Below are 25,081 nucleotides of genomic sequence, written 5' to 3'. Positions count from 1 at the left end.
TGCATTTGGGCCGAGATTCATGTTTATCATGACGGTAAAAGCCATTAAACAATACGCAACGATGGGAGAGGGAAGTGGCTGTTTCACCTGGGTTGTGGACGGTTCAGTCTGCGCATAAGGCGCCGCTCGCGACGGTGCAGTTGCGCCACTATGATTTTCCCACGCCCCATGAGGTGATAGAGGATGAGGATCGGCCCATCCTGTCCTTCACCTATCCCAGGGCAGACGGCCCGGATGGCAAGGGCCGCTTCGTGCCCGCACTCGACACATGGTCCGACCTTGGCGCGGTGATCCTCCGCCCGCCGGGGCATCCGCTGCATGCTTATGGGAAGGGCGGGCCGTCCCGGATCCTGATTTGCGAATATGATGCGGCGTCCTTCGAAGGGCTGACGGGGCTGAACGATTGGGACCCGGCCCGCCTGCGCCGCTGCATCGACATCAGGTCGAACAGCATCAGCCGCAGCATCAGGCGGGTCAGTCAGGAACTGGAGCAGCCGGGATTCGGAAGCGAGATGCTGATCGAATCCCTGCTGCGAACGATGCTGGTCGATCTCGCCCGGCTGTTTCAGGCGGACGCGCGCGAGGAGGATGACGGGGCCAAAGGCGGCCTGACCGGATGGCAATTGCGCAAGATCAGGGAAATGCTGCATGAAACGACGGGTGACTGGCCATCGGTCAACAGCCTTGCGGATGCGTGCGGCATCAGCCGCTGCCACCTGTCGCGCAGCTTCCGCCAAGCGACCGGATCGACGCTGGCAGACTATTCCGCGATGATCAGGATATTGCGCGCAAAGACTCTTCTGGCGCAGCAGCAGTTGCCGATCGGAGAGGTGGCGAAGCAGATCGGTTTCAGATCGGCGAGCAGCTTTTCCACCGCATTCAGGCGGGCCACCGGCCTGTCCCCGGCCAGCTTCATCCGGGCGCAGGGACATGCCGGACCGGCAGTTTACAACCGCACGATAACCGGACGCGACATGGCGAGAGAGCGAATATTATCATGACAAGGCTATCATAATGACTCAGGCAAAAATGGGCCGGATCGATCAGATCGGCATCATCGTCGAGGACCTGGATGCGGGCGTCCAGTCATGGATGACGCGTCTGGGCATCGGGCCGTGGACCCTGTTCCGCAACGTGACGATGAGGGGCCAGTATCGCGGAGCCGACACGCTCGTCACCTGCGACGTCGCCATGGGCTATCAGGGGGAGACGCAGGTCGAACTGATGCAGATCACCAATGACGCGCCCTCGCCCTATCGGGACGCGTCGGGCGCGCTGTTGACCGGCATGCATCATATCGCTTGGGTCGTGGACGATCTTGATGCCGCGGTCGCTGGCGCGCAAGCCGATGGAATGACGCTGGCATTCATGGCGTCCAGCCCCGGCACGCGCGTCGCCTATCTGGAATCGGAGGGCCAACCCGGCATGATGTACGAGTTCATCGAAAGCCCGGCGACGCGCGAACTGATGGATTCAGGGATTGCCGCGACGCGGACATGGGACGGCACCAATCCGGTGACGGTGATCGACATGAAAGCCAGCTGATGAGGACTGTGGCCGCGACCGAAGAATGATGGTTTGGGTAAGATCGGGTCAGGAGGATCGGCAACCGTGCCAATAAAGATCGCACAGCGCTTCTATGCGTTCCTTCGTATACCAGGCGCGCAGCGACGATATGCCCGGCTGCGAGACAAGGCCGATATAGCGGCCGAGCAGGACATTGATGAAGGCTTCGGCCAGAAAGGAAAGCCGGTCATCGGACGCATCCGGCAATTCCCGCGCGAAATAGGCTTTCAGGGGCGCGCTGATGTGGATTTCGGTGATTTCAGCGGTGATCTGCTGCAACTCCGGGAAGGACGCGCCTTCTCGCATCAGCAACTGGTTGAACTGGAGCGCGTGGCGTTCGAACGCGCCCTCCACGATCGCTTCGGCCCTTCGGATCAGGCCCTCGCGCCCCGGTCCGGGGTCGCCGAGCGGCAGCAATTTGCCGCGCCGTTCCGCGATGCTTTGATAGACCGCGCGGAACAGGCCAGCCTTGCCGCCGAACTGCGCGTAGATCGTCTTTTTGGCTACCCTGGCCTCCGCGGCGACAGCCTCGATCGATGTCGCGCGATAGCCCCGGTCAAGGAACATTTCCGCCGCGACGCCCAGCAGGTCGCCCGTCAGCACACGCGATTCTTCCTTTGTTGGCCGCCCCGTCCTTTTCATGCCGCTCATCTCACATTGGGCGGGCGCGAAAGCAAGCATGCTCTTGCCTGCATGGAAACGCGATCGTAGACTTTTGACCGCAGAGGAATCGCCTGCGGAGACAGGGCCCTTTGGAGATGGGGCCCTGTGGAGATAAGGCGATGACCGGCGGCTGATTTGAACGCCACCATTCAGGGAGGATGAAGCCATGGCTGAGGACGACCCCAGCATCTCGCGCCGCCAGTTCGTTGCGTCGGCAGGTCTGGTGGCCGCCGCTTCGGCATCCAGCAGCGCGGCCGAAGCCGCAGCGCCGCAACGGCCCGCCGGGCGCTTTGCCGGAAAGGTGGCGTGGATCACCGGCGGCGCGCGCGGCCAGGGCCGCAGCCATGCCCAGCGCCTTGCGGCGGAGGGCGCCGACATCATCCTGTCCGACAGCATGGCTTCGCTGCCGACGATCGACTATCCGCTGGCCACGCAGGCCGATCTTGACGAGACGGCGGATATGGTGCGCGCGGCGGGGCGGCGCGTGCTGGCGCTCAAATCGGACGTGCGCGATCCCGCCGCCGCTGCGGACGTGGCGCAAAAGGGCGCACGGACGTTCGGCAGGATCGACCTTTTGATCGCGAATGCCGGGGTGTACGGCACCTCTCCGCTGGCGTCGATGAGCGATGCCCTGTTCGACGACATCCTTCGCACCAACCTTTACGGCGTGTTCCACAGCATGCGCGCGGTCCTGCCCGGCATGGTGGAGCGCCGGTCGGGCCGGATCGTCGCCGTCGCATCGCTCGCCGCCCGGACCGGCCAGCCTAACACGGCCGCCTATTGCGCGTCCAAATGGGGCGTCATCGGCATGGTGAAGGCGACCGCGCTCGAAGTCGCCAGAAGCAATGTCACCGTCAATTGCGTCTGCCCCACCGCGGTCAACACGCCGCTGCTCAACAATGCCGCCGCCTGGAAACGGGCCCTTCCCGGCGACCCGGCGCCGACGCAGGCGAAATTCGAAGCGAAGATGCGCGAAAACCCCTTCGCGCCGCAGGGCGTGCCGTGGGTCGAGCCATCGGACGTCAGTGACAGCGTGCTGTTCCTGTTGTCCGACGAAGCGCGGCATATCACCGGTTCGGCGATCGATGTCGCGGCGGGGAGCATGGCTGGCAACGCCGCCTGACGGCGATTGCGCCTGTACCTTCGCGCCTGACCCGCACCACAGCGCGCACGTCCGCTCAAGTGGGAGACCGGCTGAACGGCCTGTCGCATGCCTGTCATCCATGTGAGACCGTTTCGGGTTTCGCGCGTTGTGCCGGTATCCCCACCTTGCGGGTGCCGCTGCACAGTTGGACAGGATCATGAGTTTTGCTCCAGCCACTGAAACCTTTCAGCTTTTCCTGAACAAGGTCCAGGTGCGTTCGCCGCTGTCGGCGGAAGAACAGGAAGCGGTGCTGCGCCTTCCCGCGCGGCCGCGCCAGATCGCCGCGCATGGAGAGATCGTGCGGCTTGGCGAGCAGGTCAGCCACTCATGCCTCGTCGCGAGCGGGCTCGTGTCCCGCTTTTCGCAGATGGAGGATGGAAGACGCCAGCATATATCCTTTCACATCGCCGGGGACATGGTCGATCTATATTCGCTCATGCTTCCGGCCGCGCCCTCGGCGCTGGTGGCGCTGACGGCGACGACGATCTTCGAAATACCGCATGCGGCCTTGAGCGAACTGGCATTCCGCTTTCCCGCGCTGGCGGCGGCCTTCTGGCGGGAATGCGTGATCGACGGGAATATCGTCGCGCAGTGGCTGGTCAGCGCGGGACGGAGGGATGCGCGCGGCCGTCTTGCCCATCTGCTGTGCGAAATGGCGGTCCGGTCGGCCCAGATCGGCAAATATGTGGATGGCAGCTTCCCCTTTCCGATCACCCAGGAACAGATTTCCGACGCGCTGGGGCTGACATCGGTGCATGTGAACCGGTCGATCAAGGCGCTGCGCGAAGAGGGCCTGATCCAGACATCGCGCGGGATGGTGACGATCCTCGATTGGGAAGCGCTCAGCTTCGCCGGAGAGTTCGACCCCGCCTATCTGCATCTGCCGCCATTGCCACGCACGGAAGTGCGGGCGGTGACCGTCTAAGTCACTCTCCGCGCAGCATATGCGCCATCGCCTGCACCACCTTTGTGGCGGACATCGGCTTTTCAAAGCGGGTGACGCCTGCAAATTCGTCAGGGATGATGCCGGGGTCATAGCCCGTCACGAATGCAAAGGGCACATCCTCCCGCGCAAGCGCGCGCGGCAGGTCGAAGGACGGGCCATGGCCCAGATTGACGTCGACGAAGGCGCAATCCGGCCTGGCGGCAAGCAGCGCCCGCTCCGCTTCCGACGCATCGCCAAAGGGCCCCACCACGGTCGCCCCCGCCGCTTCCAGCGCAGTCTGCAAGTCGGTCGCAAGGAAATAGTCATCCTCGACGACCAGCACCCGCGCGCCTTCAAGATTACGGACGATCATCGGCTCACTCCACTGGTCTGAAGAATGCTGTCCCCCGGCCTGAGCGGGAATTCGATCAGGCTTTCCAGCCCTCCGGGCTTGAGGTCGAAACTGCCCGTGCCGCTCAGGTCATAGGGGATGCGCCGCGAAATCAGTTCCGCGCCGAAACCGCGCCGTCGCGGAACGGCATCGACGATCGGCACCCCATGTTCCTTCCAGTGCAGCACCAGCCAGTTCCCGCCTTCCCGCGCCTCCCCCCGCCAGCGGACCATCAAATGACCGTCAGCACGCGAAAAGGCGCCATATTTGGTCGCGTTGGTCGCAAGTTCATGCACCGCCAGCGTCAGCACCTCGGCCGCCTTGGGCGACAGTTCGATCGCTGGTCCCTTGAGCGTGAATTGAGATTGCTGCGCGGCCTGGACAACCAGTTCGTCCCGGATCATCTCCTCCAGGTCGACGCCCGCTCCCGCGCTGCGCGTCAGCAGGGCCTGCGTTCGGGCAAGGGCGCTGATCCTGCCCTGCAAATGCTGCACATAATCGCTGGTGGACCGTTCGCCATCGTCGGAGCGGCTGACGATCGAGCGAAGGACGGCAAGGATGTTGCGGACCCGGTGCTGCAATTCGGCGAGCAGGATATTCTGCCGTTCCTCCGCTTCGCGGGCGCGGGTGATGTCCTGACCGATGCCGCCGATCAGGACGATGCGCCCTGCCGCGTCGCGAATGGGGAAATCCGTATTGCGCAGCCAGCGAACCTCGCCATCGCTGGGCCGTCTGATCCGGTAGTCGAAGGTGACATGCTCTCCCGCCAGCACTTTGCGGATGGCGTCATCTGCCTGCGCCCGGTCTTCCGGCTCGATCAGGCCGACCCAGTTGCGATAATTGTCTCCGGCCAGCGCTTCCTCGCGCGTGATGCCGTAAATGCGTTCGAACGCAGGCGTCAGATAGGTCCATTGCAGCGTGTCGATGCTGCGAATCCAAAGCACATCCTGCGACGCTTCGCCGAACCGCCGCAGCCGCTCCTCGCTTTCCCGCAGCGCCGCTTCGGCCGCCTTGCTCTCCGTGATGTCGCTGATGACGCTGACGCATCCGGTGACATTGCCCGCTGCGTCGCGGGTGGGGGTAGTCGCGACATTGGTCCACCGCTCGCGGCCATCTTCGCCGCGATAGACCATCTCCTGTCCCGGCACTACCCTCTCGCCCCGCAGCGCACGGGCTCCGGGAAAGTCCTGCGGCGCGAGCGGCCTGCCCTGCGCATCCCATGCCTGCCAGAGGCCCTTATGCGCCGGATCACGCGACGGTATGATCCCGGAGGGCAGGAAGCGCAGATAGTCGCTGTTGCCGATCACCACCTTGCCATCGAGGCCGATCACGGCGACCCCGGCGGGAACGCTTTCGAAGGCCGCGGAGAGGCGCGCCTCGCTCTCACGCAGCGCCTGCTCCGTCCGCCCGCGCTCGACAGCGTCCCAGGTGCGTTCGGCAACCTCCTCCGCCAGGGCGATCTCTGTCTTGGTCCACTCATGCGCCGCGCAGTGATGAAGGCCGATCGCCCCCACCCAGCGGCCAACCTTGACGAGCGGAATTCCGACGAAGGCGCGAAGGCCAATGGCATCATAGGCTTCAAGCTCGGCCGGGCTGACGCGCGGGTCGCGCGCGACATCCGCCACGGCGACGGTCATTCCGAGGTTGAAGGCTTCCTTCACATGCGCCCCGAACTGGTTCATCAGGCCGCGCCCGGCACTCGCGGGCACGCCGTCCGCATAACCGCCACCGGCTTCGAAATATTCGCCGCTGTCATCCGCCTCATAATATTGCGCGCGGCTGAGGTGGAGATGTTCGCCCAGCGCGCGCATCGCCTCCGCCTTGATCCTGGAAGAATCGCTGAGCGGCCGCAGCGTATCGGCCAGCCTAAGAAGGAAGGTCTGGCGCTCCTCGCTCTCGCGCAGGGCCAGTTCGGTGCGCTTGCGGACCGTCACATCCTCGTAGAGCGCATAGGCCCGGTCGCCGCCCGCGGGATAAGCGAACACCTCGAACCAGCGGTTCAGGGATGCGACCGGATATTCCAGCCGCTCCGCCTGCCCGGTCCGCGCCACGCGATCGAAGGCTTCCGTCCACAAGCCCTCCAGGCCGGGGAAGATCTCGCTCGCGGTGCGCCCCCTGGCTTGCGCCGCCGGAACGCCGAAAAACCGTTCGAAGGCCGGGTTCAACTCGATATAGCGCTGGTCGACCGCCCGCCCGCTTGCATCGCGGATAAGCTCCAGTTCGCAATAGCCCTGCCCCAGCGAGTCGAAGAGGCTGCGATACCGGTCTCGCTCGGCTTCCGCCCGCGCCAGGCGATTTTCAAGTTTGGCTTGCGTCGCGGACATAGATGACCCTCGCACATCAGCTTTGCGGCGCAGATTACATAGATCAGATCGCCTGCCTGGTTCCAGAAAACGCGCGAAACCGCGGCTGGCTGCACGGAATTCACGACGCGCTAGGCGCTTATTCCGGCAGCGCCCGGCGCCTGAGGCGAACGGACGGGATGGATCGGCCGCTGCGCATTCATGATCTGATCGTAGCGGCTTTCGGCGACGCCGTAGAAAGGGCCGCAATAGCTTTCAAGCCCGTGCCGGTCGCGGATGGTGACAAGGCCCCGCTGCGCCCTGATCCACCCCTCCCCTTCCAGAAGGTGGATGGCGTGGGTGATGCTGGCGCGCCGGACGCCCAGCATGATCGACATATTTTCATGGGTGAGCGGCAGGTCGTCCAGCCCCACCCGGTCATGATACATCAGCAGCTTGCGCGCCAGCCGCGCCTGCACATTGGCCCGTACGCTGGCGCTGACGTTCAGGCTCATCTGCGCGATCTGGGTCTGCACATAGCGCAGCAGATAGGTGAGCAGCCCGTCGCTGGAGCGGGTTGCCCGCAAAAGGCCGGACCGGGTGATGACCAGTGCGCGTCCCGCAATCTGCACATAGCTGTCGCGCTGGGGCAAAAGATCGGCCACCAGCGAACTGACGCCCACCATCCCCTCGCGCCCGATCAGGCCCACCTCGACCGGCTCCCGCAGATCGCCGGTCTCCAGCAGGGAAATCACACCGGCCTCGATGAAATAGATATTTTCCGAACGATGACCCGTCCGTTCCAGATAGGCCCTGGCTGGCAATTCTTCGCTGTGCAGATCGGGCCATAATATTTGCCGGTCTTGCGGAGCCATGCCTGCCAGCAGGTAATTGCCGGTACGTGCAACAATGGCGTTGCCTTGCATGGCTCAGAGCCCCTCCTGTAGCGGCGGTGCCCGTCGAAATCCTCGGCGGCATCTCTCTTTTTCAACTGCTTATAACCACTCCGGCCGCGCAATCGTTCCGGTGCCGGAGCGGAAAAATATGGGCGTAAAAGGGGTACTCCGGCTGGGGAAATCACCCGCGCCTGTATAATAAAGCGACGGTTGAATGTACGATTTCGTACAAAGTTTTGATCTTCCCGGAAGGTCGTTCCTGTGCGTAAAACAGCATCATAGTTTAGACGATGCTGACAACAAATATGGCATCAGTCGATATCTTGACGATTAGAGAGGATGTCTGCCGTTGTCTGTCAGGAATAGAAAGAACGGTAGATTGTATAGCAGAGCAAGACAATTTTCCGGCCTGGTGCACAGGTCATGGTCATCCTCTGATTCCGATCTTCAGCGGCAACCATTGACTGGCGCTGCGGCGAAGGCGCTGCAAGAGCGGTTCTGGGCCGTGGCGGATGGCGCCGCTGACTAGGCGGACAAGGCGGTTGGGCGCGGCCAACGCTTTGGTTTCAGCGTGGCGGCGGTCAGATCCTCACACTTTTTCAGGTGCGACCCGGGAGCCTTCTTGCGAAGGCTCTCCAACTTGGGCCGGCAAATTGCCGGCCCCATTTTTTTGCCGCTATATTGTACGGAGCGTTGGATATGAGCAGAGTTGCAATTGTCACTGGAGGCACGCGCGGCATCGGCGAGGCGATCAGCCTTGCGCTCAAGGAAATGGGCTATCAGGTCGCCGCGAATTATGCGGGGAATGAGGAAAAGGCGAAGGCCTTTTCGGCGCGGACAGGCATTGCGGCCTTCAAATGGGACGTCGGGGATCATCAGGCCTGCCTGGACGGCTGCGCTGCGGTGGCCGAAGCATTGGGTCCGGTGGATATCATCGTGAACAACGCAGGCATCACGCGTGACGGCGTGCTGTTCAAGATGAGCTTCGATGACTGGAACGAAGTCATGCGCATCAACCTTGGCGGATGCTTCAACATGGCCAAGGCGGCCTTTGGCGGCATGCGCGAACGCGGTTGGGGACGGATCGTCAACATCGGATCGGTCAACGGGCAGGCGGGCCAGTATGGGCAGGTCAACTATGCGGCCGCGAAGTCCGGCATTCACGGCTTCACCAAGGCTCTGGCGCAGGAGGGCGCAAGATATGGCGTGACCGTGAACGCGATCGCGCCCGGTTATATCGATACGGACATGGTGGCGGCGGTGCCTGCCCCGGTATTGGAGAAGATCGTCGCCAAGATCCCCGTGGGCCGCCTTGGCCAGGCGCAGGAGATTGCGCGCGGCGTCGCCTTCCTGTGCAGCGACGATGCCGCATTCATCACGGGCAGCACTTTGTCGATCAATGGCGGTCAGCATATGTATTGATGCGCGGCGGCTGAATGGCGACCGGCCCTACTTCCTCTTGGGACAGGGCCAGGCCTTGCGCGTCGCTGCAAAGACAAGTGCGGAAGCGGACTTGTTCATGCCGGGCGGATCGGTGCTCAGATATTTGACGGTCACGTCGCGCAACTTGCTGACGGTCACCTTTGCGGGGATGCAGCTTTTGAGCTTGTTGACCTCTCGCGTCGTATTGAAGGCATCGACCGCCCCAGCGATGTACGCGACGCATTCATAGGTCTTTTCGAAATAGTCGGGCGAACCGGCTTTGGCCAGGCAGACTTCGGCTAGGTCCTTGCCTGAATAGAAACCCGCCGGCGCAGGCGCAGCAGAAAGACCAAGGATGGCAAGGACCGCCATGTGAATCGCCCTGGACTTCATTTCGCTCATCCCGCCCTGGCGCTGAGGAAAGGTTGGACGCGTATCGGCGGAAATACCTCTTCCAGCGGCTTGGTGTCGGGCAGAATATAGACATAGCCGCCCTTGCGCAAAAATAGCGGGCGAAGATGGCCATTGTAGAATTTCAAGGGCACGTTGATGCACCCGAAGGTGATCCGGTTGTCCTCTATCGTGGGGGACAGCATGCGATTGCGCCGCCGCTCCTTCGGATTGCCCTTCGGGATCGGATGCAGCGCGACAGAGGTGGTATAATCGACCCAGAGCACTTTCTGGCGCCCGGCGGCGAGGCCGAATTTCGCCAGAAAGCGGCCTGCTGGCGTCGTCTTTTCGGCCGGGCCGATCTCCGCAAGGCTCTTTTTGCCGACGCCCGGCGTGGCGTCGTCACCCACGGCGATGCCGATCAGGACGGGAGCGGCGGCGACATTCTTCCCCTTCGCATCGAAGAGGAAGGCATGGGCGGCATTTTTGTCGATGACGATATAGGGCAGCGACCTGTTGTCGCCGCTGGCGGCGATCCAGTCGAGGACGCGCGCGGCGTCCGCTGATCGCGGCACATCCGGCGGGGCGATGGTGCTGCTCCCCCGCGCGGCGCTGCGCGATGCGGCAGTCTTGACCTTATCCGCCGCCAGCGCGGGCATGGCGCCACAAAGCGCCAATGAAGCCAGCGCCGCAAGGATCATTTTCATCAGGGATTCACTCGAAAATAACCGGCGCCTGATAAAGCGCCGGTCCATATCCGCTGCACGACCGGCAGCGAAGGATGATGGCTGTCAGTTACGGGCGCGCTTGCGCCGGTTTTCCTGCATCCTCTGTTCCACGCTATCCACGCGGGCGTTGATCTGATCCAGACGCTGGCCGTTATTCTGCGCCTGGGCGGATGCGGACTGCGCCTCCGCCAAGGCCTGTTTCGCCGTGCCGTCCGTCGCCTGCAACCGGGCGTCGAGGGCATCGACCCGCTGGTTCACCGTGGCGACCTGCTCACGCACGAAGCCCTTGGTCGCGCAGCCCGTCAGGCCCAGAGAACCGGCCAGTATCACGAATGCAGGGACTATTTTATTTAAAGGCTGCGACATCAAATTCTCCCAATCAGTTGCCCCCCCTGCCTTTTCCCAAGCTGAGCATTTCCGTGCTGACAATATATTTCGGTTTAACGGTGCATCCCGCCAGTCGAACGGATGAATTCACCTGTCGAAAAGGGGAGAATGGACATTGGCCGCAGGTGAACACTGATGATGGCGCCCCCGGACCGCCGAAGACTGGCCGCACTCCGTCATCTCATCTGCCAGCGACTGTCATGAGCTCTTCCCACGGTCAAACGGGTTCGGCCAGACGCGCCGCGCTGCTCCGCATCACCGCCGCTACATCGACCTCCTCATGCGCGTCGGTTTCGAGCCGAGCGAGCTGGCAGCTTGCCTCCACCACATGGCTGGCGCGGCCGTAGCGACGGGTAATGAAACGGGCGAGTGCGCTTTCAATGCCTCCCTGCGCGCCGTCCAACTCTTCGGCAAGGACGACGGCGTCCTCGATCCCCATCGCCGCGCCCTGCGCCAGCACAGGCGGGTTCGCATGCACGGCATCGCCGATCATCACCAGCCGGCCGCGTCCCCATGGCTTCGGCGCAATCAGCCATTCCAGCGGGCGAAAGCTCACATCGGCAGGGCTGACGATCTGTGCGGCCAGTTCGGCCACCAGCCCGCCATAGCCGTCAAGTTCCTCGCGCATCTGCCGGTCCAGCGCCGCCGGATCCCGCCAGCCGCCGTCATCGGATTGCACGATGTAGAGATAGGCCTGATCTTCGGACACCGGGCATATGCCGACCGCGCCATGGCGGCCGCCCAGGAAAAGGTGGGTACAGCGCACCTCAGCCGGACGGCGCACCGGCACGCGCCAGCAGGCCTGTCCGGTGAGCTTTGGCTCAAGTTCCGGCATCAGCGCCCTACGCGTGGCCGAGTAGAGACCGTCCGCAGCGACGATCAGTTCATAGTCTTGACGGGAACCGTTGTTGAACCGGACGTCCACCTTGTCGCCTCTGTCTTCCCAGCTTTCCATCGTCGTTGCGCAGCGGATGCGCGCCACCTGCCTTGCGGCTTCGACGAGGATGGCGTGGAAATCGGCTCTGCGGATGCCCGTTCCCCCCGGCCATTCAGGGCCGCCGATACGCGGCAGGGGATTGTCCAGCATGAAAGACCCGTCCGCATGCATCATGCGCATGATGTCGGCAGGCATCCCGGCCGCGACACATTGTTCCGCCACGCCGATGCTGGCGAGCGCGCGCATTGCATTGCCGACCAGCGTCAGGCCGACTCCGCCGCCATCCTCCACCTGCGGCTTGCGTTCGACGACATCCACCTGCCAGCCCCGCTGACCGGCCGCCGCCGCGGCCGTCAGGCCCGATATGCCCGCGCCGATCACCAACAGGCGCCTGCCCGCATCCCATCCGCTCGTCATTGCTTCCCGTCTCCCTGGTGAAGCGGCTTACTCGGCGGCGATGGCCGCACCTGCCCGTTCGGCGGCGACCTGGGCGGCAATGATGCGCCGCGTCCTGATCTGCCCCTCGTCAGCGCGAATGGACACTTCAGGCGCGCGCTCCGGCCCAAGTTCGTCATAGAGCCGCTGAATATCGTCCAGCGCGACCACATCCTCCATCAGCAGGAAGCGCAGATCGTCGAACAGCGTCTCATGCCTGTTTTCATAGTCGTTCGCGACACAGACAAATTGATAGCATTTGGTCCGGCTGACGGGCGTGATGCCGAAGATCAGCCTGTTGTCGCGCCGTGTGCCGCCTTCCCCCGTTTCGATGAAGCGGGTGCGCACGACGCACAGATTGGGGGCATAGCTGGTCAATTCCAGCGTCCTGTCCGCCCTTTCCGTCTGGAGGTGCATGGTCTTTGCCACCATTGGAGCGATAATCTCATCCTTGAACTCGCGGATCATCGACACGCGCGATCCATCGACTTCGCAGACGAAGGGATGAGAGGCGACATTGCCGGAATCGATCAGGCCATGATGCAAATAGGTGATGTGCGTGGCATCGACCAGATTTTCCAGAGAGAAGAGGTAGTTGGAATTGGCTTCGAGCTTCACGCCATAATAGGAATAAAATCCCTTTGCAGTGAGGCCCAGTTCCTCATGATCCGGGATCAGTCTTTCGTCCATCGCCGCGGGGTCCCCTGCCCAGGCCCATATCCATCCGCCGATTTCCTTGAGCGGGTAACGATGCACGGACAGCGCGGAACTGACTGCGCCGCCGGACGGGATCAGGCAGGACCGTCCATTCTTGCCGAACTGAATACCATGATAGGAACATTGGATATTGTCGCCGATCAACGTGCCGCCCATCGACAGCCGCATGCCCCGGTGCGGACAGCGGTCGAACAGCGCAACCGGCTCCCCGTCCTCCGTACGGTACAGCACGACAGGATCGCCGAACAATTGGCGATGCATCGGCTCGCGCGTGACTTCGTTGGAAAAGGCGGCGACATACCAATGGTTGCGGGGATAAGGCGCATTTCCTGGCTGCATGTCGATGCCGTTGATGATCATGGCGCTCCCTCTCCGGTTGATTTGTCGTTTCCGCCGCATCATACAAAATGAAAATAGCTGAAAAACCGCTGCATCGTCCGAAACAAGGCTATAATCGTCCAGCGGGAGAGGAGTGGCCGTGGATCATCTCAGCAAAGCGCTGGCCGACACCCATTTGCGCGGATCGCTGCTCGCGATGCTGGACTTCGCCGCGCCATGGAGCGTGGATTTCGAAACGGCGCACTCCGGCGCGCCAACCCATTATATCGTGTCCGGCGAAGCGTGGCTCGACCGTATGGGAGAGCCGCCCCTGCGGCTTGTACCGGGCGATCTGGTGATGTTCCCCCGCTGGGACCGGCACATCTTGTCCTGCACGCCGAAGACCGAAGGAACGCTGACGATCCGCGAAGTCGTCGCGCGCAGCAAAGGCGTGCGCTGGACGCCGGGCGAATGGCTGGACCATCCGCTTTCTATTTCCATCCCCGGCGACGGGCCGCGAACCACCCTATTGTCTCTGGTTTTCGAACTGGATGAAAACACGCCTCATCCGCTGCTGCTGGCCCTGCCCCGCCTCATCCATCTGCGCGCGGCGGACACGCAGATAGGGCCCTGGCTGCAACAGTTGATGCAGTTCCTGATCGCGGAGGCGGAGAGCCAAAGGGGCGGCTATGCCGTCGTGTCGAGCCGGATCGCCGATCTGCTGTTCATGCAGATCGTGCGATCCGAATTGCTGACCCGTCCTGAACAGGTGGCGGGATGGCTGCGCGCGCTGGTGGACCCCGCCATCGGTACGGCGCTGGCGGCGATGCACGACAGGCCGGGGGAAAGATGGACCCTCCCCGGGCTTGCCCGCATCAGCGGCCTTTCGCGATCCGGCTTTTGCGCCCGGTTCCGCGAACTGATGGACGTGACGCCGCACCAGCATCTTCAAAGGCTGCGCATGGAAGCGGCCGCCGCCCGGCTCTCCGCAGGTGCGCGGGTCAAAAGCCTGGCGGACGAATTCGGCTATGCCACGCCCTTTTCCTTCAACCTGGCCTTCAAGCGTCACTTCGGCATGACGCCCAGCGCCTATCGCAACCGGCACCAGCTGCTGGAGATGTGATCGGGTGCGGTCAGGCGGCCGGTGCTTCTGCGGCGGCCTCGATTGGCGAGGCAAGGCGGCGCTCCGCATCAATCCGTTCGTACAATATCTTGCGCGCCCTCGCTCCCGCGGCGTCGCCGGGCAGCCAGCCGATCCGCGCGTCGCGCAATCCGCCGCTGCCCAGATTGGCCTGCTGCGCCTGCAACATCGGCAGATCTTCCGTGGCGAAGGGAACCGAAAGAAATTCGACCTGCTCACGGGCAAGCTGCGCGCCGTAGTCGCCCATCGCGCGCGGGAAGGAGATGGAGTAGAAATAATGCGTGCTGCCCGCGCTTTCAGGCGTGAACAAATGGGCCGTCGGGGTTTCGCGGCCTTCCTTCTGCGGCCGCCCTGATGGCACTGCGCCTGCGAAGATCGCCATGTTGGCGGGCATCGTCCAGCGGACATGAATCCAGCGGTCCGCTGGCTGGCCCGGCTCCACCCCCATGCGGGCGGACAGGCGCTCGTTCATGATTTCGCCATGGACGGTGCGGTTCGACCAGACGACATCGCCCTCCACCTGACAGGCATATTCGCCCTGTGACACCTGGTCGCTGCCCAGCGTGTCCGGGTGCAAAAATTCGATATGGCTGAGGTCAAGGATATTCTCGATCTCCAGCTCATAGCCTGCCTTGACCCCGATATAGCCTTTGCCGACGAAGAACGCGTCCGGGTCGTTGAAGCCGAAGTCGGGGATCAGCGCCGGGTCCGCCGCCTGCGCATCTCCCATCCAGATCCAGATCGCGCTGTGACGTTCCACCACGGGATAGCTTTGCACCTTCATGGTGCGGGACGGCGGCCCAAAGGGATTATGGACGCATTGCCCCTGCGCATCGAAGCCCAGACCATGATAGCCGCAGCGCAGGCTACCATCCACGATCCTGCCAAAACTGAGCGGCGCCAGCCGGTGTGGGCAAAGGTCACGCAGCGCTACGGGCTTGCCCGCCGCGTCGCGGTACAACACCACCGCCTCGTCCAGCAGCCGCCTGCCCAGCAGCGCTCCTTCGGCAATTTCATGATCCCAGCAGGCAACATACCAGATGTTACGCAAGAATGTCATAACCGCTCTCCCAACCTTTATGTGTACTATCGGTACACATCATTGGAGAGCCGGTCAATCCATGGCGCCATCCAGGAAGAGGCGGGCGGTCTGTACCGCTTCCTCCTTTATCTCCTCGTCGGAGGGCGGATCGGGGAGGATGCCGTACAATGCGCGTTCGAAGAGATTGCTGCGCAGCATATGCGTCAACCGGCTGACTGCGGTGGGCAGGTCGATGTCGCGCCTCAGGCCCTTGCCCCGCCACGGCTCAAGGAAACGGACCAGCTCATCGACGATGACGCCATGGCCATTGGCGTAAAATGCCCGCGCCAGTTCCGGTGGATAACCCGCGCCCGCTGAAACGGCGCGGTAGGTGCGAAGGACTTCAGGTTGCAGATAGAAGCGCAGAAGGCCGGAAAGCGCCTGCTCCAATCCCGTGCGCAAGGATGAAGGGTCCGCGGAACGCGCCTCTTCGAACAGTTCGACCATTCTCTGCCGTGCGCCAGACGCCAGCGCCTCGGCGAGCAGGCCATTGCGGTTACCGAAATATTTGACCACCGTGGCTTTCGATCCTCCTGCGTGGCGCAATATTTCGTTGAGGCTGACATCGTGGAAGCCTTCCTTTTCCAGCAAAGCGCGCGCCGCCTCCAGCAGCGCAGCCTTGCGGGCTTCCGCGGCTTCCCGCTTGGCGCTGCCCCGCTTTCCTGCCTGCTCCCTGGCCGGCGCAGTCATGATCCGTCCCGGCCGTCCTGCCGGGCAGCAGCCGGTTGCAGGCCGGTGTGGAGGATGTTCAATCCATCGCGCAGCCCGGATGCGAAGTCCTGGGCCGATATCCGCTCATTCACCCAGTCGCGCAGATAATACCAATAGGCTGAGAAGGCCATCATCGCGGCGTTCATCGTTGGCAGGCCGGGATCGATCAGGCCCTGCTTTTTCGCTCTCTCCACAATCAATGTCAGGCAATATGCGATCGGTATGTTCTCGACCTGCGCGCCCAAGCCCGGTTCACGGTAAAATCCCACTTCCCGCAGGACCGCCTTCGCCAATTTCCGATCGGCATGATGGTAGGCGAATATTTTCTGGAAGAAGGACAGAAACTGCTCGATCAGCGGCGCGCTTTGGTCGATGGTCTCGAAAGCCGCCATCACGACCTCCTTCATCTCCTCAACGAACGCCAGGATGAGCAGGTCTTCCTTCTTCGCGGCATAGAGGAACAGCGTTCCTTCCGCGACACCCGCCTCTCGCGCGATCTGGGCGGTCGTGGTCTCCTCAAAGCCATGGCTGTGGAACAGCTTGCGCGACGCCGCGATGATGCGTTCCAGCTTCTCCTGCTTGTTGCGCTCGCGGCGGCTGAGGGATTTGCCCGCTACCGTCATTCTCCTGCTTCACCTGTGTCCCGGCCCGATCCTTGTTGTGGCTAACCATCATGGCGGCGCAGGGTCAACGGGCTTGACTCCGCCACGCCCCTCATTAAAAATGAGTGCACTCATAAATATGGAGAGAGCGATGGTGACTCGGCGCAGCTTTCTATACTCAGCGGCGGCCGCCATCGCTGCGCGGGAACTGGGTATCGAACCGGCTTTGGCGGGTGATCTCCCGGCCGAACAGCAGGTGAAGATCGCCCTCTATGACAGCCGCTTTTCCGCCGCACGTGACTTTGGCGATGAAGCGGCTGCCCATGGCCTGCGCACGTTCGGCTTCGCCAACGATATGTCGCGCCTCTGGCGCAGGACGCTGGCTCCCACTCTTCGCGAACGGCCGCAGGCGATAGCCGGTCTGACGCATGTGGGCGCGCTTTTCTGCCTTGAGCGGATGGCGTGGGACCTTGGGATGCGCGTCATGCTGCGCATCGAGCATTTCGAGGATCAGGGCGGAAACTGCCGCCATATCGCTGCCGCTGGCATCCCTGCCGCAATGACCGGCCTGCCTGACGCCGGCGGAGCAAGCTATGGGCGTCAGGCGGCCGGGTTTGCCGTCGCGTCCCGCCCCGCCTGGCGGGATTGCACCCATGCCGCGCCCGCCCGTGCCGCCGGACAGACCGGCGATCCGCTCGCCACATGGGTGATCGCGCCAGTCCGGCGCGCCTGACCTTTTCCTCCTTTTAACGGAATCCCCGATGACGACACCGTCCGATGTCACTCCGACCCAGTGGCAATCCGCCCTCACCGCCTTCCGCAATGCGGTGGGCGCGCAATGGGTGTTCAGCAGCGACGAGGACGCGGGCCTCTATCGCGACGCCTATTCGCCCTACTGGAATGAGCCGGAGGAGCGCATGCCCAGCGCCGCCGTAGCGCCCGCATCCGTGGAGGAAGTGCAGGCGGTCGTACGGATCGCCAATCAATTCGGCATCCCGCTCTACCCCATCTCCACCGGCAAGAATCTGGGTTATGGCGGGTCGGCGCCAACCATGTCCGGCAGCGTCGTCGTCGACCTCAAGCGCATGAACAAGATCATCGAGGTCAACGACAAGCGCAATTACGCAATCGTCGAACCCGGCGTCTCCTATTTCGATCTGTATGACTATATCAAGGAGCGCAAGCTCAAGGTGTGGATAGACGTTCCCGATCCGGGGTGGGGCGGCGTGATGGGCAATGCGCTGGATCGCGGCGTCGGCCACACCTGGTATCTTTATCGCGACCATTTCTGGTCCCATTGCGGCATGGAGGTGGTTCTGCCCAACGGAGAGGTCATGCGCACCGGCATGGGTGCGATGCCGGGATCGAATGCATGGGGCGATTTCCGCAGCAATTTCGGCCCCTATGTCGATGGCCTCTTTTCGCAGGCGGGCTTCGGCATCGTCACCAAGATGGGTTTCCATCTGATGCCGGAGCCCGAACATTTCCTGCACAAGAAGATCTATCCTCCCCGGCGTGAAGACATCATCCCCCTTGTCGATGTCGCCAACGAGCTGGAAGACCAGGGCATGATCGGCATGGCGCTTTATGAATCGCCCATGTTCTCCGCTCAGTTTCAGGACCCGGCATTGCGCGCCATCGGCCTTGCACCTGATGTCTGGAACGGCAACGCCATCAATCGCTATGCGGCGGAAAAGGGCGTCGCGCCATGGGAATTGGGCGTCAGCTTCTATGGGCCGGAAGCCGTCAACGAAGCAAAATGGCAATATGCGAAGTCACGGTTCCAAAAGGCAATACCGGGCGTCAGGTTCGAAGATTATGAAAGCCTGCGCTTCCCGCTGACCGCCGAACAGGAAGATGCGGTCAAGCATAAGGTGCTGGTGGGCGTGCCCAACATGAATGTCTTCACCTTGAGCGCCCGCAACCGGACCAACCCGGAACCGGCCGACGGTCACCTTCTCTTTTCCCCGACTTTCGCGCGGAGCGGCGAAGAACTGTTGAGGGCGCAGCGTATCTTCACCGAAGGCATGCGCGACATGAAGGTGGATTATCCCATGGCATATGGCCCCTTCTCCGCGCCCTTCACCTGGAATTTTCGTGCCTTCGTCCTCGCCACCGGCATGCCGACATCCCGCTCCAACCCTGAGGTCAATAAATTGTCGCGTGAAACCATGGAAAAGCTGATCACCCTGGGGGCTCAGCATGGCTATGGCGAATATCGCACTCCGCCCGCCTTCCAGGATCAGGTGATGAGCACCTATAATTTCAACAACAATATCCTGCGGACCTTCTGCGAAACGCTCAAGGATGCGGTCGATCCCAGGGGCATCATCGCGCCCGGCCGGGGCGGCTTCTGGCCCCGCACCTACCGGAAGGGAGCCTGAGCCCATGAAAAAGATGCTTCTTCTGGGCGCAGCATGCCTCCTTTCCATCGGCGCTGGCGCAGCGCATTCGAGTAAGCGAACCGCCAATGCGGTCGAGCGCGGACACGCACTGTTCGAATATCATTGCGCGTCGTGCCACGGCCCTGGCATTGGCAATCCCGGCCACCCGTGGCGCACAGGCACCGAAGCATTGCAGGTCAAATATAGGGGCGAACTGCCCGCCCTTCTCGCCGAAAGGAAGGACCTGACGCCGGAAACGGTGGCCTATTTCGTGCGCAATGGCGTGTCGATCATGGCCCCCTATCGCAAGACGGAGATCAGCGATGCCGATCTTGCGGCCCTGGGCGCTTATCTCAGCCGCAACAACCCGGACTTTGCCAAGAAGTAGCGATGAGCCGCCAGGGAACTGCCGCCCTATCCCTTGCGGAATAGCAGGGTTAGCAGGAACAGGATTGTCCTCCAATCAAGCATCTTCAGCCCTGCCCGGGCCTGAGCCGGGGTGAGGCGGGCCTTCATTGGCATAGCGCCCATGATCTTGCCGGTGACGACCAGGTCATTGCCGTCACGCTCCACCTTGCGGACGTTCATCAGTTCCTTGCCCTGACCGTCCAGTATCAGCATCTCGTTCGCCTGTTCCTTGCCAGCCAAGGCGGTCCTCCTCCTGCATTGCCGCAGACCTTCGCGAGGTTGCTCATGCCTTTCCGCGCGGTCAGCGCCGCTTCGCATCCACTCTGCGGGGCGAGGCGGAAGGGGTAAAGTAGGCACATGAATGTGCCTTCGATCGCAGCGGGAAGAGGGGGCATGCGGCCCATGGATAGCTTCCAGCGAAAATTTGGATTTGATCGGTGGCAGGTGCGGCGCTTCTAGATGCTGGATGCGCGGTCCGTTCGTGGCGGATGCCGCGCGCTGCACAGGAGCGGATATGTTCGAACCCTTCCCCGGTAATTATGTCTGGAACCTCGCCACCAACCTCGCGCTCGTCGCGGGCGGCAATCATGGGGAGATCGACGCAGCCAACCGGCCTGTCATGGAAGCCGCCCGGCAGGGATCGGATGCGGGCACGGCCCTGCTGTTCGACAGCTGGATCAGGGTGGCGGACCAGGTCGCTGCCAATGCCGCGGCCGACGAGGAAAAAGGCTATCTGCTTTCGGCGGGCACCAAATATCTTCGCGCTGCTGGCTATTATCTGGCGGCGGAGCGGATGCAGAGCCGCGACTATGCGCCCCGGTGGGCCGCCTACCAGAAGGGCCTCGATCTTTATCGCAAGGGGGTGGCACTGCGCGGGCTGCATGTGGATTTCGTCGAAATCCCCTATGAAAGCGGCACGAGCTTCCCGGCGATCTTCGTTCATGACGGATCAGGCACGCCGCGTCCCGCGCTTGTGTCATGCAACGGCCTCGATTCTATGAAGGAACAGGTCAACCTCGCCGGTCACGGCGCAGTGAATCTGGAACGGGGCATCAACACGCTGTTCGTGGACCAGCCGGGGACAGGGCAGGCGCTGCGGCAGCGCAATCTGGCGGCCGTCTACGATGCCGAACGCTGGGGCACGCCCGCGCTTGAATATCTGATGGGCCGCAGCGACGTCATCCCAACCAAGATCGGCATGTTCGGCCTGTCGCTCGGCGGCTATTATGCGCCGCGCGTGGCGGCCAACGAGCCGCGTTACGCCCTGTGCGCCGTCATGGGCGCGAACCATGTCTGGGGCGAGCGGCAGAAGGAGCGGCTGGCATCCGAAGGGGAAAATCCCGTGCCGCATTATTGGGACCATGTGATGTGGGTCTGGGGCAAGGACAATCTGGACGACTTCATGTCTTATTGCGCGAACATCACGCTGGACGGCCAGATCGAGAAGATGAAGATGCCCTTCCTCGTCACCCATGGCGAAAATGACCGGCAGATACCGGTCCACAACGCCCATCGCAGCTTCGATCAGGCGGTCAATTCAGTCAAACGCCACCTGCGCATCTTCACCAGGGCCGATTTCGAGGTCGAACATTGCGGCGCCGACAATGGCACGGTGATGCGTGACTATATCGCCGACTGGTGCGCGGAAACCTTCGCGGAAATGGGCTGAGGCGTCAGCCTGCCCGATCTGGAAACGCCGCGCGGTGATGGCACGCCCATTAAAGGGCGTGCTCGTCATCCTCTGTAATCTCCGCCAGCTTTCCCGTGACCGGACGCTTGCCCGGCTTCGTCTTGCGATAAGGTTCGAAGCTTGCGCGATCGGCGTCGAACGTCATGTCCCAGGGAACATTGTCCCCACGGAAGATCGGCGGCGCATTATGCGCCCATAAAAGCGATCCGAAACGAAAGTCCCAGGCGCGCGGAATCCAGTTGTCGTCCAGATAATCCGTATCCGCATGATATTCCGCCTCGCCCGCCTTGCCGGGCATGTCGCAATAATAATAAATGGCGGATGAGATGCGGTGCCGCGAAATGCCGCCGGAACTGTTCATGCTGGCATTCTTCCAGCCCTTGTCCGCCAGTATATTCGCCCCCAGCATGACTTCGTCAATGTCGTCGCACCCGAATGCGATGTGCATGAACTTGAAATGATCCGGTGCGATGGGCAGGTCGCAATTGACCCAGAAGATCGAATGATGCTCGAACGTTCCCGGCGCGCGGGCGAAGATTCCCGTGCCTTTGCTGTGATCGATATAGCGAAAGCCCAGATGGCGTTCGTAAAATTCGAAGCTGCCGACATAGTCGGCCGAAAAGAAGACGACATGGTTTATCGTCTTGGGAATGGCGCGTGTACGCCAGATGCGGTGCTGGTTGAAGCGCGGATAGGAACCGGGCGTGTTCACGGGGCTGGCGTGACTTACGACCTGCCGTTTCGCCCACACCCGCAGGGCGATCGGCTGGCCGTCGGGGCAGACGCACCGCACCGTCCCGTCAGCATCACGCCGCACCTCGACCTCCGTGGCGAGGCTGGCGGCGATCCGGTCAAGCTCCTGCGCGTTCAGAACGCCCCAGACGGTTTCCTTGAGGCCGTCGCCGGGAAAGGGATCGGGCGCGGGCAACCGGGGGTCCCCATGGCGGTAAAGCACGACCCGCGAGCCCGACGCTACCTGAAACACCGCCTCATCCGCCCCTTCATGATGCAGGGACAGTCCGAAATCCTTCCAGAACCGGACATGCTCAGCCAGATCGGCAACGCCAAATACCGCGCTTTCAACACCCAAAATCGTCATACCGGCTCCCTCTTCCTGCGCGGATTATGGATTGCCGGACGGGCGAGATAAAACGCATTTCATGGCGCTTGGCTATCGGCAGCGCAAATAGCTTTCACGCCCGGTCAGGCAGCAACCAGGCGTTGCGCCTCATCGGCGATCATCCGGTCAAGCGCCCGGCGCACCAGCACCGCGCCCTTGTCCGACGGCAGCATGGCGGGCCGCAGCGACCAGAAATCCCGCCCGGCGATGCGCTGGGTCTGGGCGATGGAAATGGGCGCGTCCTCGTTCGAGAAAGCATCGACCAGCGCGGCGCGGACCATCGGCGCTGTTTCTGGATGCGCCTTGGTGCTGCTGTTGCAGTTCATGAAGAAATAATGGGTCGATGTTTCGGTTTCCGGGGTCATGACGTGGCAGCCCCGCGCCGTCTGGTTCCAGCGGCCGCTTTTAAGGCTCCCCGTGCTGCCGACATTCACATCCTGCACCATGATCGACGGCGCGTGCCAGGCGATGCGGTTCAGAAAGTCGCCCACGCCATCCGCATGACCCGTAAAGCCGCGCATCATCGGCGGCACCACTTCATCCTCCGCCGTCCAGGTGATGGTGATGGCGCCGCCATCCTGTTCCACATCCGCCTTCGCGATCGTGTTGATGCCGCCGCCCAGCGTCGATGCGTGCAGATAATCGGCATGGGTCAGGTCCATGATGTTGTCGACCATCACGCGGTAATCAGCCTGCGAATGGAGCCGTCCCTTAACCCGCGCCTCAGGCGCTGTCTCGTCGATGAAGGTCAGGTCGGTGATCAGCGCCGGGTCCGCCAGTTCCGCCTCGCCCAGCCACAGCCACAGCGCGGCATGCCGCTCGACAAAGGGATAGGATCTGACGCTCAGCGCCGCGCTGATGGGACCATGCGGATTGTGGATGCATTTCCCGTGCCCGTCGAACCGCAACCCGTGATAGGCGCATGTCACCCGCCCTTCTTCATAGCGGCCCATGGACAGCGGAACGAAGCGGTGCGGGCAAAGATCGGCAAGTGCGGAAACGCCGTCATCTTCGCCTCTCATGAACAGGACATGCTCTCCCGCGATCTGCCGGGCCAGCATCGCCCCTGGTTGCAGTTCATCCGCCCACGCCGCAAGATACCAGCAGTTCTTCAGAAACATCCCATCCTCCGCCTTGACTGATCCGCGCCGGGGATAATTATTGATATCCGCCTTGCGTCTTGCATTATCCGCCCAAAGCGGGATCAATCGGAAGAGGGCACTTTTATGTACCGTTATCAAGGATGAGGATATGCCGCAGGATGGCCGGGCGGAAGCTTCCACGAGCGAAAGGATCGACGCGCTGGAAGCGGAGATGGCGCGGCACGGCAGCAGCCGCGACGGGCCGGTCCGCACGATCTTCGCGCTGCTGGGCGACCGCTGGACCAACCTTATCGTCCTGCTGCTTTGGATCGATGATTTCCGCCATGCCGAACTGCGGCGGCTGCTGACGCGGCTCAGCCCGGAAGGGAGCATTTCCCAGCGGATCATGACCTTGAAACTGCGGCAGCTGGAGCGCAACGGCCTTGTCAGCCGCAGCATCAGCGGTGACGTGCCGCCCAAGGTCAGCTATGCGCTGACGCCGCTGGGCCGGGAACTGGCATCGCACATCCACATGATGATCGACTGGACCACGCATCATCAGACGGTGATAGAAGAGGCGCGCGCCTTATGGCGGGAGGAAGCGGACTGATTTCCCCCGGAACAAGCGCCATCAGTTCGATTGCCTGCGCGGGCTTTTCGCATGATCCGTGAAACCGGCAGTCAACTCTTCGCGAGACATGCCGCCCAGCCGCGCTTCATCCAGCATGATGACATCGCCAGCCAGCATTCCTGGCTGATGCACATAGGCGGCCAGCCGTTCCACGACCCAGCGGATCGCCGGATCATTGTTGCTTGAAATATGCCACTGGATCGCTTCCCGGATGGGCGGGATTTGCAGCGGCAGTTCCCGCATCACGATCGGCAGATACTCCGCCATTCGCACCGCCAGCCGCCGCTGAACCGTCCCGATCCTGTTCGTGCCCAGGATGAACCCGGCCTGCGTCATGAAATTGGGCGCGACAATCTCTATCCGGCGCTGCCGTTTCTGGCGGCGCACGAACCAGTCTTCGAAGGCGGACACCCTGCCCCGGCCGAACCGGGCGGTGACATGCCCCAGATCCAGATAACGGTCGAGCGTCATGGGCTCCGCCATCGCCGGGTTGTCAGCCCAGCCGATCACCACATAATCGTCCTCGAACAGGATCTGGCTGGGGTGATCGGGCGAAATGCCGTAGTCGATGGTGATCAGCAGGTCGACGAAACCGCGCTCCAGATTTTCGATCATGCTGTCTTCTATCGGTATCACCTCGAACCTCATGTTGGGCGCGCCGCTCTGAATTTCGGAAATGGCCGACGCCAGCAGCACATCGGTCACATAATCCGACGCGACGATGCGGATCGTGCGATCGGATGTCGCAGGATCGAACGGCGGCGGTATGGCGATCGAGGTGCGGATCTGCTCCAGAACCGCGCGCACCGGCTCCACCAGGCTTTCGGCGCGCGCGGTCAGCACCATCTGCCGCCCCTTCATGACCAGCAGCTCGTCACCGAAATAGTCGCGCAGGCGTCCTAGCGCCGAAGATGTGGCCGATTGCGACAGGAATATGCGATCGGCAGCCAGGCTGACGCTGCGTTCGGACAGCAGCGCATCCAGCGCTACGAGCAGGTTAAGGTCCAGCCGTTCGAACCGCATCGCTCCA

27 protein-coding genes are annotated in these 25,081 nt (G+C 62.5%); 11 read left to right on the top strand and 16 right to left on the bottom strand.

The features are described from left to right. The first annotated feature begins 74 nt into the window (after positions 1-74). Positions 75-1,001, top strand: coding sequence for a helix-turn-helix domain-containing protein (locus L288_RS42045; protein WP_152522094.1), 927 nt, complete (start codon positions 75-77; stop codon positions 999-1,001). Between the two features lie 13 nt (positions 1,002-1,014). Next, positions 1,015-1,545, top strand: a complete 531-nt coding sequence (locus tag L288_RS35840; RefSeq protein ID WP_030539697.1) for a VOC family protein — start codon at positions 1,015-1,017, stop codon at positions 1,543-1,545. A gap of 48 nt (positions 1,546-1,593) precedes the next feature. Here the strand turns inward: L288_RS35840 and L288_RS43495 are convergent, their stop codons facing one another. Then, positions 1,594-2,247 (bottom strand): TetR/AcrR family transcriptional regulator, encoded by a 654-nt coding sequence (locus tag L288_RS43495; protein WP_051768121.1) that lies wholly within the window; start codon positions 2,245-2,247, stop codon positions 1,594-1,596. A 148-nt stretch (positions 2,248-2,395) separates the two neighbouring features. On the opposite strand from L288_RS43495, the gene L288_RS35830 reads away from it, so the two are divergent. Both L288_RS35830 and L288_RS35825 read left to right on the top strand, forming a co-directional pair. Next, entirely contained in the window at positions 2,396-3,352 is a 957-nt protein-coding gene (locus L288_RS35830) for a mycofactocin-coupled SDR family oxidoreductase (protein ID WP_021238986.1), read from the top strand. Between the two features lie 178 nt (positions 3,353-3,530). After that, complete coding sequence (locus L288_RS35825; protein WP_021238985.1) at positions 3,531-4,298, top strand: Crp/Fnr family transcriptional regulator; 768 nt, start codon at positions 3,531-3,533, stop codon at positions 4,296-4,298. Position 4,299: 1 nt separating this feature from the next. Here the strand turns inward: L288_RS35825 and L288_RS42560 are convergent, their stop codons facing one another. The 3 genes from L288_RS42560 to L288_RS35815 all read right to left on the bottom strand — a co-directional run bounded on the left by L288_RS42560 (position 4,300) and on the right by L288_RS35815 (position 7,897). After that, complete coding sequence (locus tag L288_RS42560) at positions 4,300-4,671, bottom strand: response regulator (RefSeq protein ID WP_021238984.1); 372 nt, start codon at positions 4,669-4,671, stop codon at positions 4,300-4,302. Further along, entirely contained in the window at positions 4,668-7,013 is a 2,346-nt protein-coding gene (locus L288_RS42555) for a PAS domain S-box protein (RefSeq protein WP_021238983.1), read from the bottom strand. The genes L288_RS42560 and L288_RS42555 overlap by 4 nt, the downstream gene beginning before the upstream one ends. A gap of 110 nt (positions 7,014-7,123) precedes the next feature. Then, positions 7,124-7,897: a Crp/Fnr family transcriptional regulator gene (locus tag L288_RS35815; RefSeq protein WP_021238982.1), complete on the bottom strand. Its 774-nt coding sequence runs from the start codon at positions 7,895-7,897 to the stop codon at positions 7,124-7,126. Positions 7,898-8,566: 669 nt separating this feature from the next. On the opposite strand from L288_RS35815, the gene phbB reads away from it, so the two are divergent. Next, positions 8,567-9,289, top strand: coding sequence for an acetoacetyl-CoA reductase (gene phbB, locus L288_RS35810; RefSeq protein ID WP_021238981.1), 723 nt, complete (start codon positions 8,567-8,569; stop codon positions 9,287-9,289). A gap of 27 nt (positions 9,290-9,316) precedes the next feature. Here the strand turns inward: phbB and L288_RS35805 are convergent, their stop codons facing one another. The 5 genes from L288_RS35805 to L288_RS35785 all read right to left on the bottom strand — a co-directional run bounded on the left by L288_RS35805 (position 9,317) and on the right by L288_RS35785 (position 13,243). Continuing rightward, complete coding sequence (locus tag L288_RS35805; protein WP_161625669.1) at positions 9,317-9,682, bottom strand: Rap1a/Tai family immunity protein; 366 nt, start codon at positions 9,680-9,682, stop codon at positions 9,317-9,319. A 5-nt stretch (positions 9,683-9,687) separates the two neighbouring features. Continuing rightward, the gene (locus L288_RS35800; protein ID WP_021238979.1) at positions 9,688-10,386 is read right to left on the bottom strand and encodes a hypothetical protein; all 699 of its coding nucleotides are present in this window, start codon (positions 10,384-10,386) and stop codon (positions 9,688-9,690) included. Positions 10,387-10,470: 84 nt separating this feature from the next. Continuing rightward, on the bottom strand, positions 10,471-10,773 hold the full coding sequence (locus tag L288_RS35795) for a hypothetical protein (RefSeq protein WP_021238978.1): 303 nt from the start codon (positions 10,771-10,773) through the stop codon (positions 10,471-10,473). A 238-nt stretch (positions 10,774-11,011) separates the two neighbouring features. Next, entirely contained in the window at positions 11,012-12,148 is a 1,137-nt protein-coding gene (locus L288_RS35790) for an FAD-dependent monooxygenase (RefSeq protein WP_021238977.1), read from the bottom strand. A gap of 27 nt (positions 12,149-12,175) precedes the next feature. Then, entirely contained in the window at positions 12,176-13,243 is a 1,068-nt protein-coding gene (locus L288_RS35785) for an aromatic ring-hydroxylating dioxygenase subunit alpha (protein WP_021238976.1), read from the bottom strand. Between the two features lie 118 nt (positions 13,244-13,361). On the opposite strand from L288_RS35785, the gene L288_RS35780 reads away from it, so the two are divergent. After that, positions 13,362-14,324 (top strand): AraC family transcriptional regulator, encoded by a 963-nt coding sequence (locus L288_RS35780; protein ID WP_021238975.1) that lies wholly within the window; start codon positions 13,362-13,364, stop codon positions 14,322-14,324. Positions 14,325-14,334: 10 nt separating this feature from the next. Here the strand turns inward: L288_RS35780 and L288_RS35775 are convergent, their stop codons facing one another. From L288_RS35775 to L288_RS42030, 3 genes are read right to left on the bottom strand one after another with little or no spacing between them, the layout of a single operon-like run. Continuing rightward, on the bottom strand, positions 14,335-15,402 hold the full coding sequence (locus L288_RS35775) for an aromatic ring-hydroxylating dioxygenase subunit alpha (RefSeq protein ID WP_021238974.1): 1,068 nt from the start codon (positions 15,400-15,402) through the stop codon (positions 14,335-14,337). Positions 15,403-15,456: 54 nt separating this feature from the next. Further along, positions 15,457-16,113, bottom strand: a complete 657-nt coding sequence (locus L288_RS44135; RefSeq protein ID WP_021238973.1) for a TetR/AcrR family transcriptional regulator C-terminal domain-containing protein — start codon at positions 16,111-16,113, stop codon at positions 15,457-15,459. Continuing rightward, complete coding sequence (locus tag L288_RS42030) at positions 16,110-16,757, bottom strand: TetR/AcrR family transcriptional regulator (RefSeq protein ID WP_021238972.1); 648 nt, start codon at positions 16,755-16,757, stop codon at positions 16,110-16,112. Before L288_RS42030 ends, L288_RS44135 begins: the two co-directional genes overlap by 4 nt. Before the next feature lie 130 nt (positions 16,758-16,887). Between L288_RS42030 and L288_RS35760 the strand changes: the two genes are divergently transcribed. From L288_RS35760 to L288_RS42550, 3 genes are read left to right on the top strand one after another with little or no spacing between them, the layout of a single operon-like run. Then, positions 16,888-17,469 carry a hypothetical protein gene (locus tag L288_RS35760; protein WP_021238971.1) on the top strand — a complete coding sequence of 194 codons (582 nt, stop codon included), beginning with the start codon at positions 16,888-16,890 and terminating at the stop codon, positions 17,467-17,469. Positions 17,470-17,497: 28 nt separating this feature from the next. After that, positions 17,498-19,120, top strand: a complete 1,623-nt coding sequence (locus L288_RS35755; RefSeq protein WP_021238970.1) for an FAD-binding oxidoreductase — start codon at positions 17,498-17,500, stop codon at positions 19,118-19,120. 4 nt (positions 19,121-19,124) lie between these two features. Continuing rightward, positions 19,125-19,508 (top strand): c-type cytochrome, encoded by a 384-nt coding sequence (locus L288_RS42550; protein WP_021238969.1) that lies wholly within the window; start codon positions 19,125-19,127, stop codon positions 19,506-19,508. A gap of 26 nt (positions 19,509-19,534) precedes the next feature. Here L288_RS42550 and L288_RS35750 read toward each other — a convergent pair whose 3' ends face one another. After that, positions 19,535-19,768 carry a hypothetical protein gene (locus L288_RS35750; RefSeq protein WP_021238968.1) on the bottom strand — a complete coding sequence of 78 codons (234 nt, stop codon included), beginning with the start codon at positions 19,766-19,768 and terminating at the stop codon, positions 19,535-19,537. 274 nt (positions 19,769-20,042) lie between these two features. On the opposite strand from L288_RS35750, the gene L288_RS35745 reads away from it, so the two are divergent. Then, entirely contained in the window at positions 20,043-21,197 is a 1,155-nt protein-coding gene (locus L288_RS35745) for an alpha/beta hydrolase family protein (RefSeq protein ID WP_021238967.1), read from the top strand. Between the two features lie 49 nt (positions 21,198-21,246). Here the strand turns inward: L288_RS35745 and L288_RS42025 are convergent, their stop codons facing one another. Together L288_RS42025 and L288_RS35735 are read right to left on the bottom strand one after the other, a co-directional pair. Continuing rightward, positions 21,247-22,317 (bottom strand): VOC family protein, encoded by a 1,071-nt coding sequence (locus L288_RS42025; RefSeq protein WP_021238966.1) that lies wholly within the window; start codon positions 22,315-22,317, stop codon positions 21,247-21,249. Positions 22,318-22,421: 104 nt separating this feature from the next. Beyond that, positions 22,422-23,459 carry an aromatic ring-hydroxylating dioxygenase subunit alpha gene (locus L288_RS35735; protein ID WP_031304600.1) on the bottom strand — a complete coding sequence of 346 codons (1,038 nt, stop codon included), beginning with the start codon at positions 23,457-23,459 and terminating at the stop codon, positions 22,422-22,424. A 130-nt stretch (positions 23,460-23,589) separates the two neighbouring features. Between L288_RS35735 and L288_RS35730 the strand changes: the two genes are divergently transcribed. After that, positions 23,590-24,030 carry a winged helix-turn-helix transcriptional regulator gene (locus tag L288_RS35730; RefSeq protein ID WP_021238964.1) on the top strand — a complete coding sequence of 147 codons (441 nt, stop codon included), beginning with the start codon at positions 23,590-23,592 and terminating at the stop codon, positions 24,028-24,030. Between the two features lie 21 nt (positions 24,031-24,051). Here the strand turns inward: L288_RS35730 and L288_RS35725 are convergent, their stop codons facing one another. Continuing rightward, positions 24,052-25,074: a LysR family transcriptional regulator gene (locus tag L288_RS35725; RefSeq protein ID WP_021238963.1), complete on the bottom strand. Its 1,023-nt coding sequence runs from the start codon at positions 25,072-25,074 to the stop codon at positions 24,052-24,054. Between the last annotated feature and the right edge of the window lie 7 nt (positions 25,075-25,081).

Source organism: Sphingobium quisquiliarum P25 (assembly GCF_000445065.1).
Lineage (GTDB): Bacteria > Pseudomonadota > Alphaproteobacteria > Sphingomonadales > Sphingomonadaceae > Sphingobium > Sphingobium quisquiliarum.
This window is presented reverse-complemented; position numbering and strand designations above follow the sequence as displayed.